8 protein-coding genes are annotated in these 13,484 nt (G+C 65.6%); 4 read left to right on the top strand and 4 right to left on the bottom strand.

Annotation, left to right across the window (positions count from 1 at the left end):
- Positions 1 to 6: 6 nt before the first annotated feature.
- Genes dhbA through WJM78_RS11145 form a run of 3 tightly spaced genes read left to right on the top strand, consistent with a single transcriptional unit; the run spans position 7 to position 8,587 of the window.
- The gene (gene dhbA, locus WJM78_RS11155) at positions 7 to 756 is read left to right on the top strand and encodes a 2,3-dihydro-2,3-dihydroxybenzoate dehydrogenase (RefSeq protein ID WP_042034237.1); all 750 of its coding nucleotides are present in this window, start codon (positions 7 to 9) and stop codon (positions 754 to 756) included.
- A gap of 8 nt (positions 757 to 764) precedes the next feature.
- Positions 765 to 7,028 (top strand): amonabactin biosynthesis non-ribosomal peptide synthetase AmoG, encoded by a 6,264-nt coding sequence (amoG, locus tag WJM78_RS11150; protein WP_339015708.1) that lies wholly within the window; start codon positions 765 to 767, stop codon positions 7,026 to 7,028.
- Positions 7,025 to 8,587 (top strand): amino acid adenylation domain-containing protein, encoded by a 1,563-nt coding sequence (locus WJM78_RS11145; RefSeq protein ID WP_339015706.1) that lies wholly within the window; start codon positions 7,025 to 7,027, stop codon positions 8,585 to 8,587. The genes amoG and WJM78_RS11145 overlap by 4 nt, the downstream gene beginning before the upstream one ends.
- Before the next feature lie 82 nt (positions 8,588 to 8,669).
- Here WJM78_RS11145 and WJM78_RS11140 read toward each other — a convergent pair whose 3' ends face one another.
- Positions 8,670 to 9,614, bottom strand: a complete 945-nt coding sequence (locus WJM78_RS11140; protein ID WP_339015704.1) for an amonabactin ABC transporter substrate-binding protein — start codon at positions 9,612 to 9,614, stop codon at positions 8,670 to 8,672.
- A 158-nt stretch (positions 9,615 to 9,772) separates the two neighbouring features.
- Here WJM78_RS11140 and amoD point away from each other — a divergent pair, with 158 nt between their 5' ends.
- Positions 9,773 to 10,498 carry an amonabactin biosynthesis phosphopantetheinyl transferase AmoD gene (gene amoD / locus WJM78_RS11135; RefSeq protein ID WP_339015702.1) on the top strand — a complete coding sequence of 242 codons (726 nt, stop codon included), beginning with the start codon at positions 9,773 to 9,775 and terminating at the stop codon, positions 10,496 to 10,498.
- 75 nt (positions 10,499 to 10,573) lie between these two features.
- On the opposite strand, the gene WJM78_RS11130 is transcribed toward amoD, so the two are convergent.
- From WJM78_RS11130 to WJM78_RS11120, 3 genes are read right to left on the bottom strand one after another with little or no spacing between them, the layout of a single operon-like run.
- On the bottom strand, positions 10,574 to 11,377 hold the full coding sequence (locus WJM78_RS11130; protein WP_339015700.1) for an amonabactin ABC transporter ATP-binding protein: 804 nt from the start codon (positions 11,375 to 11,377) through the stop codon (positions 10,574 to 10,576).
- The gene (locus WJM78_RS11125; protein WP_339015698.1) at positions 11,377 to 12,444 is read right to left on the bottom strand and encodes an amonabactin ABC transporter permease subunit 1; all 1,068 of its coding nucleotides are present in this window, start codon (positions 12,442 to 12,444) and stop codon (positions 11,377 to 11,379) included. Before WJM78_RS11125 ends, WJM78_RS11130 begins: the two co-directional genes overlap by 1 nt.
- A 14-nt stretch (positions 12,445 to 12,458) precedes the next feature.
- Entirely contained in the window at positions 12,459 to 13,475 is a 1,017-nt protein-coding gene (locus tag WJM78_RS11120) for an amonabactin ABC transporter permease subunit 2 (RefSeq protein ID WP_042034899.1), read from the bottom strand.
- Between the last annotated feature and the right edge of the window lie 9 nt (positions 13,476 to 13,484).

The following is a 13,484-nucleotide window of genomic DNA, read 5'->3' as shown; positions in this document are numbered from 1 at the left end:
CAAAAAATGGCCTTTGATTTCAGTGGCAAGCGGGTCTGGGTGACCGGGGCCGGCCGTGGCATAGGGCGCGAGGTGGCGGAGCAGTTCGTGGCCGCTGGCGCCGCCGTGGTGGGGCTGGATCTGGCGTTCCCCGAGGCAGACTACCCCTATGCCACCCGGCTGCTCGACATCGGTGATGCCGCAGCGGTCAACACCTGTTGCGCAGCACTGCTGGCAGACGGCGGACTGGATGTGCTGGTCAACGGAGCCGGGGTCTTGCGCCTCGGTCCCACCGAAGCCTTGAGCGATGACGACTGGCACGACTGCATGACGGTCAACGCCAGCGGCGTCTTCTATCTGCTGCGGGCCCTGGTGCCCCACTTCAAGACGCAGCGGCGCGGCGCCATCGTCACCATCGGCTCCAACGCCGCCCATGTGCCGCGCATGCAGATGGCGGCTTACTGCGCCTCCAAGGCGGCGGTCACTAGTCTGACCCAGACGGTGGGGCTGGAGCTGGCCCCCTTTGGCGTGCGGGTCAACCTGGTGTCGCCGGGCTCGACGGATACCCCCATGCTGCGGGGCATGCTGCCGGACGAGGGGGCCATGGCCCGCACCCTTGCCGGGCTGCCGGATCAGTTCAAGCTCGGCATTCCCCTGCGCAAAATCGCCACCCCGGCGGAGATCGCCAATACCGTGCTCTTCCTGGCATCCAGCCTGGCCAGCCATATCACGCTGCAGGATCTGGTCGTCGACGGCGGCGCCACCCTGAGCGCCTGAGGTAAGTGATGAACAATATGATAACGCTGCTAAAACAGCTGGAACGCCAGGGGATCAAGCTGGCCCTCAACGACAAGGGGCAGCTGGTCTCCCAGTCGAGCAAGGAGGCGCTGACCCCCGCCATTGGCGCCACCATCAAGGCGCACAAGGCTGAGTTGGTGCGCTGTCTGGCCGCCCGCGCCGCCTTCGAGGCGCCCATTCTTGCGCAAAGTGAAGCGCAAGGGGCTCTGCGCGGGCCACTCTCCTCCTCCCAGAGCGGACTCTGGTTTATCGAGCAGTACGAGGAGGCCTCCCACCTCTACAATATGCCGGTCTATTTTCGCGTACACGGCGAGCTGGATACGGCGGCGTTGGCGTTCGCCTTCGATCACCTCTTTGCCCGCCACCCCAGCATGCGCACCCGTTTCGTCAAGGACGAGGCGGGCAGGGGGGCTCAGGAGATACTGCCGCATGTTCCCTTCACCTTGCCTGTGGAAGACGTCAGCCAGCAGCCGCAAGCCGAGCGCGAGGCCTATGTGGCCAGACGGGTACGCGAAGAGATAGGGCGCCCCTTCTCCCTGACCAAAGGGGACCTCAGCCGGGTACAGCTGATTCGCCTCGGCGAGCGCGAGCACGTGCTGCTTATCACCCAGCACCACATCATCTCGGACGGCTGGTCGGTCAAGAACATGTTTGCCGACTTGAAGCGCGCCTTCCTGGCCCATCAGAACCGGGAGCCCTTGAGCGTGCCCGAGTTGCCGCTCACCTATCTTGACTATGCCCACTGGTTCAACTCGCCGCGCTTTCTCGACTATCACGCCGAGTTCAAGCCGTTCTGGGTTGACCGCCTCGGTGGCAGCCCCGAGGTGCACGGCCTGCCGCTCGACAAGCCGCGGCCGGCCCATCAGGCCAGCGGCGGCGAGCTGGTCTTCTCCATCATCGACAACGCCCTGTGGGAGAGCTTCAAGCGGCTGTGCCAGCGCCACAACACCTCCAACTTCATCGGCCTGCACGCCCTGTTTGCCCTGTTGATGGTGCGCCAGAGCGGCGAGAAGGAGGTGGTCATCGGCACGCCGCTCGCCTATCGCGAGCGCCACGAAATCGAGTCACTGGTGGGCTTCTTCGTCAATACCCTGGTGCTGCGCACCCGGCTAGACGGTCACCCCAGTTTTGTCGACTACCTGCAACAGTGCCGGGAAGAGGATCTGGCGGCCTTCGATCACCAGCTCTACCGCTTCGAGGCGCTGGCCGAGGCCATTGGCGCCGATCGCACCACCGCCATCAACCCCATCTTCCAGATCATGCTGGTCTATCAGGCCAAGGTAGATTTCAACGATCTCATCCCCGGCTGCCAGCTGGTGGAGGAGACCTCCCCCGTGCTGCCCGCCAAGACTGACATCTCGGTCAAGGTGACCGAGCTGATGGACTCGGTACGGGTGGACTGGTTGTTCGCCACCGCATTGTTCGAGCGTGACACTATTGAACGTTATGCGGACCGGCTGCTGCACCTGATGCGCGCCGTGGTGGCGGCCCCCGAGACCGATATCTGGCAACTGCCGCTGGAGGCAGGTAAAGACCAGGCGGCGCTCGCCGCTGAGCTCGCCAGCCTGCCGCTGGATTACCCCAGCCGCGACACCCTGCTCTGCCATATCGAACGGCGGGCCGCGCAGTTCCCGGGCGCGCTGGCGGTGAGTGACGGCGAGGGTGCCCTGAGTTACGGCGAGCTGGAAGAGCGCGCCAACCGGCTGGCCCACTGGCTGTTGGCCCGAGGCGTGACGCATGGGGCCGCCATCGGCATCCAGGCCAGACGGGATATCGCCTTCGTGGTCGCCCTGCTCGCCAGCTGGAAGGCGGGGGCGGCTTATGTGCCGCTGGATCCCGCCTATCCCGCCGAGCGGCTGGCCCATATCCTGAGCGACGCCGCCATTGTGCTGGTGTTGGGAGGGGAGCCGGACGCCCGGCTCGCCGAGACCCTTATGGACACAGATGTCGGTTACCACAACCTGCATCGGCTGGCGTTGGATGGGCTGCCAAGCAAGGTTCCCGCCATCCCCCGGGACGCCGCCATGCTGGCCCAGATCATCTACACCTCCGGCAGTACAGGCCTGCCCAAGGGGGTCATGGTGGAGCAGGGCAGCCTGGTCAACCTGATGGCAGATCATGCAGAACGCATCGCCCTTGATCAGAACGGGACCATGTTCAACAGCATGTCTCTGTCGTTCGATGCGGGCAACATGACCACCCTGCTGCCACTCTACTGCGGCGCAGCCCTGCATTTTGGCGAGCCGGGCGAAGGAGCCATCACGGCCGCGATCAACTGTGGCGCCAGCCATATGATCCTGCCCACCGCCCTGCTGGCGAACCTGTTGCCACCGACCGATCTCGGTTCCCTCAAGGCCATCGGCTTTGGCGGCGAAGCCTGCCCGAGCAGCCTGGTGGAACGCTGGGGGGAGCGGGTTGCGCTCTACAACATGTATGGCCCGACCGAGTGCACCGTCACGGCGCTCTGCGTGCGGCTCGTGCTGGGTCAGCCCATCACCATAGGCCAGCCTATCAGCAATTTAAAAGCGCTGATCCTGGACGAAGGGGGCAACCTCTGCCCGGTGGGGGTGCCCGGCGAGCTTTGCCTGAGTGGTCTCGGCCTTGCCCGCGGCTACCTCAATCTGCCTGAGCGAACCCAAGAGGCCTTTATCGAGCTGGCTCTCGACGGTCGTGCCCATCGCCTCTACCGCACCGGCGATCGGGCCCTGCTGCGCCGCGACGGCAATATCCAATATCTGGGCCGGATTGATGAGCAGATCAAGCTGCGGGGCTATCGCATCGAGCCCGGCGAGATAGAGACGCAAGTCGCCGCGCTGTGCCCGGCCATTCGCCAGATCAAGGTAGTGGTGCAAGACGGCCGCCTGCTGGCGTACGCCTGTTTGCATGCGGGGGCGAGTGAGCCGGACGGCGAGGCCCTGCTGCAACAGGCGGGCGAATGCCTGCCCGAATACATGGTGCCGGTGCGGCTCTGTTGGCTCACCGAGATGCCGCTTACCCCCAATGGCAAGCTGGACCTGCGCCGCCTGCCAGCCATTGACTGGCAACAGAGCAAGCGCGAGCCACAAAGCGAGCTGGAGCAAACCGTGCTCGCCATCTGGCAGGGGGTGCTCAAGCAGCCGCTTGGGGTGGAGGATGACTTCTTCCGTCTGGGGGGGGATTCCATCCTCAGCATCCAGCTCACCACAAGGCTGCGGGATGCGGGGCTGCACTGCAGCGTCAAGGACGTGTTCGAGGCCAAAACCGTGCGCCATCTCTGCCGTCAGCTCGGCCAGCAGCAGGCGGTCAATCACCAGACGGAGCAGGGCTGCCTGACAGGTGACTTCCCACTTCATCCCATCCAGCACTGGTTCTTCGAGCAGGGCTTCGCGAGGCCGGGCCACTGGAATCAGGGGGTGATACTGCGCCTGCCCGCCGGGGTGGACGATGCCGCCCTGCATGGCTGGCTGACCACCCTGCGCCAGCACCACGACGCCCTGCGCCTGGCCGTGACCCCGGGCGGCCAGCGCTATCTGGCCGAGCTGGCGCTGCCATCCTTGCCGACCCTGGATGCAGGGGCACTCGGCGCGGCTGAACTGCAGGCCCGGCTGACCGAACTGCAGGGGGATCTCGATCCCGCCAGTGGCCACACCCTGGCTTGGGCCCGCCTGCGCAACCTGACCATCGAGGGTGAGGCAGAGCCGGTGGAGGGGCTCTTCCTCGCCTTCCATCATCTGGTTATCGATGCCGTCTCCTGGCGCATTCTGGCCGAGGATCTCGCCCGGGCGAGCAGGGGCGAGCCCCTGCCCGCCAAGGGCAGCAGCTATCGCCAGTGGGGCGAAGGGCTGGCCGCCTACGCCCTGCGCGAAGAGGATCAGCTGGCGTTCTGGCTGGCCCAGGGGGAGGGCAGCCAGCGAGGCCTGCTGGAAGCGCAGCGCGCCGCCGATGGCCGCGCCGCCGCCAGCCTGCTGCAACTGGACAAGGAGACCACGGCCCGCTTGATTGACCCTGCCAATCAGGCCTTCTTCACCCGGGTGCCCGACTTGTTGCTGGCCGCCCTGACGCGCACCCTGAGCGATCTCGGTTACGGTAGCCGGCACTGCGTGATGCTGGAAGGGCATGGCCGTGAAGCGATAGACGCCGAGCTCGATGTGAGCCGCACGTTGGGCTGGTTCACCAGTACCTATCCGCTGGCGCTGGCCGATGAGCCAGAGTGGGATGCGCTGGTGTGCGCCACCAAGGAGCGGCTGCGGGTCGTGCCGGACAAGGGGGTGGGCTTCAATGCCCTGCGTCTGCACCATCCCCGTGGCTGGGAGCTGCCCGAGGCCCTCATCGTCTTCAACTACCTGGGGGGCAGCCATCAGGCATCACGAGCGAAGGGTGCCGCAGGTCAGCCCTGGCAGCCTCTGCCCATGGCGCCAGGGGCGCCCACGTCGCCGGACAACTTGCCGCGCGAGCTCATCAGTCTGCACGGGGGCATCTATGACGGCTGCCTCACTCTGCGCCAGGTCGGCGCCCTCAACCAGCAAGGGAGCGACGCCCTGATGGTGAGATTGGCGGCCAACCTGCGTGCCCTGGTGGATCACTGCTGTGGGGTGAGCGCCCCGCGCCACACCCCGAGCGACTTCCCGGGGCTTGGTCTCTCGCAAGCGGCGCTCGACCAGGTGCTGAGCGGGCGCGAGGTGGAGACACTGTTGCCCATGACCTCGTTGCAGCAGAGCATGCTCTATCACAGGACGCTGGCGCCTCGTGACACGGCTTACCATCTGCAGACCGAAATGGCGTATCGCCAGCCGCTGGACCTGGCCGTCTACCGCCAGGCCTGGCAGGCGCAGATCGCCCGCTGGCCGGCCCTGCGCAGCGAACTGGTGCTGGCGGATGGGGTGGCACTACAACGTATCCTGTGCCATGCCGAGCTGCCATTCCACTATCAGGATCTGGTGGGGGATGAGCAGGCCGAGGCGCGCATCGCAGCCTATCGCCAGCAGGATCTGGCCCGCCCGATCCCGCTGGAACAGGCTCCCTTGTTGCGGGTCGCCTGCTTCAAATTGGCGCCCGATCACCACAAGGTTATCTTCAGTGCCCACCATGGCGTGCTGGATGGCTGGAGTGGCCCCGTGCTGCTGGGCGCCCTGCATCGCTGCTACCAAGCCCTGATGAACGGCCTGCTGCCGCACGCCGAACCGGATGGGGCCTGGCTCGAATTTGGCCGCCATATTGCCAGCCAAACCCGCGCCAGCGAGGCCTACTGGCAGGGGCGCGCCGAGCTGCTGGCCCGGCCCAACGATCTCTCCTGCCTGTTCGGGGTGGCGCTGGAGCCGCAGCTGACACAGCACAGGCCTGCGGTGTGCGGCCAACCCCTGGCGCCACACGTGTCGGCTCAACTGGAAGCCCGTGCTCGCGAGCTGGGGGTGACCACGGGCTTGCTGGCCCAGTATGCCTGGCATCGCCTGCTGGCGCGCTGCTGTGGCGACGACATCACCCTGGTGGGCAACGTGACCCCGGGCCGGGATTTCCCCATCGAGGGGATCACCGAGAGTGTTGGCCTCTATATCAACAGCCTGCCGCTCGCCCTGGATTGGCGCAGCGAGGCGACCCTGGCCGAGCATATCGCCCGGCTGCAGTCGGACCTGATGGCACTCAATGAGCACGGTACCCAGTCGCTCGCAGCGCTGACGCAGGGCAGGGCCCGTCTGTTCCAGAGCCTGTTCGTGTTCGAAAACTACCCTGTGCTGGCGCAGCCGGAGCAGCCCGAGCCCCATCAACTGGTGCCGCACTTCGGCGCCGTGGTGGAGAAGGTAGAACTGCCGCTCTCCCTGGTGGTGAATGCCCGAGGGGGCCAGCTCAGCCTGCGCCTCGAGTTCGACGGGGATCTGATCCCCATGGCGCAGGCAGACGCTGTGCTGGCCGCCTGGCTGGCTGAACTCGGCTGGCTGGCGGGGGCGAACCTTGCGCTGCCGGCCAGACTCGATGAGATGAGCCTGCCTGCCCCTGTGGCAGGGCGCTCCGCAGCGCCAGTCGCCAAGCCCTGTCCGCCTGCGGCCCGTCCGCTGGTGGCCCTGTGGGAGTGGCAATGCGGTGTGCCCGGTGTCTGGCAGCAGACCCTGTGTGAACTTGGGGTGGATTCGGTGCAACAGCTCGCCCTGCTGGCGGCCCTCAATACCGCCTTCGCCGGCGAGCGTGCACCACTCACCCTGCGAGATCTCAAGGCCCACCCGTCCCCCAGTCGGCTCTATCAGCACTGGCTGGTGCGGCTGCCCGAGGAGGTGCTATGAGTGCCCTGAACCAGGTTGACCAACCTTTCGTCAAACAGAAAGCCAATCGGGCGGTGGGCTCGCCGCAAGGCAGGCTGGCCGCCGAGCAGACCCTGAGCTCGCGTCTGGCCAATTGCCTCGCCGCCACCCCGCTGGCCCCCGCCATCGGCATGGGCGGGGTCGGTATGAGTGAGCAAGGCCCCGGTGCCTGGCTCAACTATGGCGAACTTAACCAGCGGGTCGGTCAGATCGCCGCCCGTCTGAAGGGGTTGGCGGTGGGAGAGCGGGTCGGCCTCTATCTGGAGAGAGGCCCGGATCTGGTGGCCAGCGTGCTGGCCTGCCTGCGGCTTGGCCTCACTTTTGTGCCGCTTGAGCCGGATTTTCCGGTGGAGCGGCTGCAGGGCATCGCCCGTCAGGCCCATCTCTCGGCGGTGATCTGCGATGGGCATAGGGCGGTGCCAGCCTGCGGCTGTCCGCTGCGCTCCCTCGCCGGTCTGGGTCACGCGGAGGTTGAGTGGCCCAGGGTGGACGATGCGCTGGCGGCCTACATGATGTTCACCTCGGGCTCCACCGGCGAGCCCAAGGGGGTGGTCATCAGCCGGCGGGCCTTGCTCTGCTTCCTCGACGGGATCCGCGAGCGGCTCGGGCTCTCGCCGAACTGCCACTGGCTCTTTATTACTACGCCAGCCTTTGATATTTCGCTGCTGGAGATGCTGGGGCCGCTCTGGGGCGGTGGCCGGCTGACGGTGGCTGGCAGCCAGCACAACAAGGATCCCCTGGGAATGATGGCGTTGCTCGAGGCCGACCCTTCCATCAACTGGTTGCAGGCCACGCCAGCCTGCTGGCGCATGCTGCTCAAAGCAGGCTGGCAGGGGGACGCGCGCCTCACCGCCCTGTGTGGCGGCGAGGCGCTGGATTCGGGATTGGCCGAGCAGCTCTGCGGCTGCACCAAACGGCTGTGGAACTGCTACGGGCCGACCGAGGCCACCGTCTGGTCCCTGGTGAGCGAGGTGCGCTGGCCCCCACCCAATGGGCAGATCACCATCAGCCACAGCCTGCCCGGCTACCGCCACTGGGTGCTGGACGAGGCGGGGTTGCCGGTATCTGAGGGGGAGTGTGGGGAGCTTTGCATCGAGAGCCCGGCCCTGTGTGAAGGCTATTGGCGCAAGCCCGGCCTGACGGCGGCGGCTTTCCTGCGGGTCGATGCCCATCGCCTCTATCGCACCGGAGACCGGGTGCGCCGACTGGGGATGGATCGCTTCTTCTATCTGGGGCGGCGCGACGATCAGGTCAAGCTGCGCGGTTTTCGTATCGAGCTGGGGGAGGTAGAGGCGGGCCTTCGTCGTCAACCCGGGGTGCAGGAGGCGGCGGTGCGCCTCGTCGGCGAGGGGGACGAGGCCATGCTGGTGGGCTATGTGGAGGCCAACGCCGGGGTGATCCTCCATCGCCTTGCCCTGCGCAAGGGGCTGCAGGCCACGTTACCGCACTATATGGTGCCAGCGCGCATTCTTTTGCTCGATGCCTTGCCCAAGACTGGCAGCGGTAAGCTCGATAGAAAGGCGCTGCCACTGCCTGAATAGGGCGACCGAAAAGCTCATCAACAAGAAGCCCGCAGGATGCGGGCTTCTTTATTTGCCACAGGAGCGCAGGTGGCGCAGGGGCTTATTGGGTGATGGGGGCCGCGTCCGGTTTGGCGAGCAGCTGCTCGACATCATCGATCACCTTGAGGGCAGCCTGGGGGCCGCCGGTGGAGGTCCACAGCGATCCGTCCACGGCGTCAAAGCGCTTGCCCTTGATGGCGTTCAGTTGCTGGAAGGCGGGGGTCTGCTCGGCCTGCTTCATGGCATCCACCGCATCGCCGCTGGCGCTCAGGGTGCCGATCACCAGCCAGTCACCGTCCAGCAGGTTGAGGGACTCCAGACTCAGGGCCGGGGAGTGGGGGGTCTTGTCGCCGATCTGGTGGGTGGGACGGGTCAGCCCCATCTCTTCCACCACGCTGCTGGCGAAGGTGCCGCTGTGCATGTAACTCGGGCCCTTCGGGTTCCAGCGCACTATGCTCAGGCGCTCGCCCTGATGCTTGGCAAGCTTGCTGCGTGCCTCCTGCAGGCGGGCGTCATACTGGGCGAGGAAGGCCTTGCCCTCGGTGTCCCGGTTCAGCACGTGGGCGCTGCGATTGAAGATCTCCTTCCAGGAGTCGCCCCAGTTGCCGGTGACGACGGTGGGGGCTATCTCTTGCAGCAGAGTCAGCAGCTCGGGTTTGGTCTGGCCGGTCAGGATGAGGTCCGGCTCCAGATCGATCAGCCGCTCCAGATTGGGGTTGTCCAGATCGCCGACCACGGCGATATGCTCGCCCGCCTTGTTCAGCAGGTAGCGGGGCAGTGTGCCCTGACCGCGACCGTTGACGGTGCCGACCGGCTGCAGCCCCAGGGTCAGGGCTGTATCCAGATCGATTTCGCTCAGCACCACGACCCGCTTGGGTTGGGCGGGCACGACCTGGGTCTTGCCATTGGCATCGGTCACCTGACGGGTTTCGGTGTTGGCCTCGGCCTGAAAACCGACCAGGCTGGCGAGTATGAGCGCGGTGGCCAGGGGGGAGGAGATCTTCATCGTTACATCCTTCTTGGTGAAATCAGCGAAAAACCGGGCCCCAAACGGGCGGACTTATCTTATCACAAATTCAAATGATAAAAGTTGTCATTTGCGTTTGTGGCGTTTGGGAGGGGCGATTTGCTATCATGGCCGCTCTCGAACCAAGGGCCTTTTCGATGTCAATCGCTTCCCTGGCTGCCACATCCCCAGGTAGCTTTATCCTGCATGCCGACAGCCTGCCGCTGCCCGGTGTTGCTGAACTTCCGCTGCAGCGAGTCTGCTTCGATCCTGCCGCCTTCACCCCGGCCTGCTATCAGCAGGCCGGGATCCTGCTACCTGACAGTTTGCAGCGAGCGGTGCCCAAGCGGCTGGGGGAGTTTCTGGCTGGCCGGCTGGCGGCGCGCCAGGCCCTGCACCGCTTTGGGTTGGCTGATCATGTGGTCGCCATCGGGGCGGCCCGCGAGCCGCGCTGGCCTCTGGGGTTTGAGGGCAGCATCAGCCACAGCCTGCTGCAGGGGCGGGGTATGGCCTTGTGCGCAGTACGCCCCGGCCAGGCAGGGATGGGTCTGGATCTGGAGGCCTGGCTGGAAGACGAGCAGGCGTGCGAGCTCTGGCCCGGCATTGTGGATCACATTGAATGGGCGAGGCTGCAGCACTGTCCGGTCGGCCCGGCCCGAGGATTGACTCTGGTGTTCTCAGCCAAGGAGAGCCTGTTTAAGGCGCTCTACCCCAGAGTGGGGCGTTACTTCGACTTTCTCGATGCCCGCTGGCTGACCATGACGGAGCAGACCCTCACTTTCGAACTCAAAAGTGCGCTGACCCCGGAGCTGTCCGCCGGTTGGCACTGCACCCTGCACTGGCAGCGATTGCCGGGGGGCGTGCTCACGACCCTGCTGCTGTGAGCGGTGACAGGACTCATCATCCCGTTCACGGCGCCAGTCAAAAACCGCCATCAAGGCGGTTTTTTGGTCCTGCGCTCAGGCCTGCCGCTGCATGGCAAACGCCTGCGGGCGGCGGCGCGGCACTATGATGGGAGCGCCATCGCCGGGGGCATGCAGTATGTCCACGTCTGTCTGGTAGAGGCGGTCGATGAGCGGCTTGGTCACCACCTCGCGAGCCGGGCCTATGGCCTGGATCTTGCCCTCACCGATGGCGATCAGCTCGTCGCAGTAGCGGGCGGCGGTGGCGAGATCGTGAATGACGATGAGCACCGTTTTGCCCTCGGCGGTGATCTGGTGGATGGCCTCCATCACCTCCGTCTGGTGGCCTATGTCCAGCGCGCTGGTGGGCTCATCCAGCAAGATAATGTCCGCGTCTTGGGCCAGTACCATGGCGAGCCACACCCGCTGGGCCTGGCCGCCGGAGAGGGAGCTGGCGCTCTGCGCCAAGATGTCGCCAAGCTGCATCCGCTCACAGGCCCAGCGCACCATGCGAGCATCCTCTTCACTCCACTGATTGAACCAGCCCTGATGGGGATGGCGGCCGTACTGCACCAGCTGTTCGACCTGAATGCCGGCGGGCACCAGGGGGCGCTGGGGCAGGTAGGCGAGCTCCCGGGCCAGCGCCTTCATGCCGTAACTCTCCAGCGGTTTGCCCTTGAGCAGTATCTCACCGGATTGGGGCTGCTCCTGGCCCGCCAGCAGCTTGAGCAGGGTGGATTTGCCACCGCCATTGGGGCCGACGATGCCAATCAGCTTGCCCTTGGGAATGGTGAAGGAGATGTCGTTGAAGACGGGTTTTTGCTGATAGCCGAAGTGGAGGCGATTTAGGGTGAGGGTCATCAGTCGGTTCTCTGTCTGTCTTTGATCAGAATAAACAGCAGCAGTATGCCGCCAAGAATACGGGTCATGATGCCGGTGGCGACCTCATGGGGGCTGGCCAGCACCCGCACCAGGGTATCGCTCGCCAGCAGCAGCAGGGCGCCGCACAGGGCGGCAATCCACAGCGGCACAATGCGATCCCGGCTCATCCAGGAGGCGAGTATGGGGGCGGCCATGGCGATGAATACCACGGGGCCGCCGATGGCGGTGCCAAGGGCCGCCACCACGATGGCTTGGGCCAGCACGCCGAGTTGCACCCGGTTGACGTTCACTCCCAGGCTCTGGGCGGTGACAGGGCCCAGACGCAGCACACCGAGGGCACGGGAGAGATAAATGATCCAGGGGCAGACCAGCAGGATCAGGATCCCCACCGGCACGACAGTGTTGTAGCCCTGGCCGACAAAGTTGCCCATGTTCCACAGGTAGAGGCTGGTGAGGTGCACCAGCGATTGGGTAGACATCACGAACTGGCCGATGGCGTTCATCAGCTCGGAGACGCCGATGCCGATCACCACGAACAGATAGCCTTGCTCTCCCAGCTTGTTGCACAGGGCGTAGAGCACGGCGGCGGCAAACAGGGCGCCGAGCGGAGCGGCCCACCAGGGCCAGCTGCCGAGGGTGAGGTAGAGGGAGAAAGCGATGATGGCGAGCGATGCGCCCTCGTTCACCCCTATCATGTCCGGGGTGGCGAGACGATTGCGAATGAGGGTCTGCACCAGACTGCCGGAGAGGCCCATGGCGGCGCCGGCCACCAGCACGGCGACGATGCGCGGCAGCCGGATCTTGAAGACGGTCACCTCATCGAGTCGGCTCCCCTCGCCAAGCAGGGTCTTTACTACCCCCAGCATGGTGAGCTTGCTTGAGCCCAGGGTCAGCGCCAGCAGGGAGAGCAGCACCAGGACCACCAGCAGCCCCAGCGTGATAAGCCAGGCGCGGCGGTGCAGCAACAGGGTGCGGCTGCCGAGGCGCAGGCAGAGGGTGCCGGAGGGAAGGGAAGCGTTCAGCGATGTGTTCATTGAATTGTTCATGAGGCAGGGTGACCTTATTTGACGGCCAGCAGGGAGCGGAAGCCGCCGCTGCGCACCACCATGATGAGCACAGGGGCGCCGATCAGCGCCAGGATCACCCCGTTGGGCAGCTCGAATGGCTGGATCAGCCAGCGGGCCAGGATGTCGGCGCCGAGCAGGAACAGCACGCCAAACAGGGCGGAGAAACGCACCTGGATGGCGAGGCGCACCGGCTCCACCAGGCGGGCGCAGTAGGCGGCCAGAAAGCCGACGAAGCCGATGGGGCCGGCAATGGCGATGGCGCAGGCGGTAAACAGGGTGGCGGCCAGCAGCACGCCGATCCGCACCCGGGTCGGTCGTATGCCGAGGGCCTGTGCCTGGTTGTCTCCCATCTGCATCAGGGTGAGCTGGCGGCAGAGCGCCAGGGTCAGCAGCAGACCGGCCAGGGCAAAGGGCACCACGGTCAGCACGGCGTCGAGATCCGAGGCCGCCAGAGACCCCAGGTTCCAGAAGCGGAACTGCTCCAGCACCACCTTGTTGGAGAGCAGCAGGAAGTTGGAGAGGCCGCCAAAGGTGGCGGAGAGGGCGACCCCCACCAGGATGAGTTTGAGCGGGTTGGAACGGCCCACCATCAGGCCGAGGCCCAGCACGATGAGGTTGCCAAGCAGGGCCCCCATGCCGGACCAGAGCAGATAACCGTAGGCCGATTCGACCCCGAAATAGGTCAGCCCTATCACCAGGGCGAAGACGGCGCCGGCGTTGACGCCGAGCAGGCCGGGCTCGGCCAGCGGATTGCGGGTAGCACTTTGCAGCATGGAGGCCGCCAGCGCGAGACAGACGCCCACCACCAGTGCACACAGGGTGCGGGGCAGACGCAGGGTATGAATGATCATGGCGAGCTTTTGGTCGGCCATGAGGGCGGGATCGCCCAGCAAAAATCCGGCGACCTCGCGGCCACCATAGACACCGGCCCCCGTGGCCAGTGACAGACAGATCAGCATGAACAGGAGAACAACTCCCAGCCAGAACAGCTGTGTTTGGTGTCTGAGCACCCGGATACT

It is taken from the genome of Aeromonas popoffii (assembly GCF_037818705.1).
GTDB lineage: Bacteria > Pseudomonadota > Gammaproteobacteria > Enterobacterales > Aeromonadaceae > Aeromonas > Aeromonas popoffii.
Note: the sequence above shows the minus strand (reverse complement) of the source record. Positions and strands in the feature narration are given on the sequence as shown.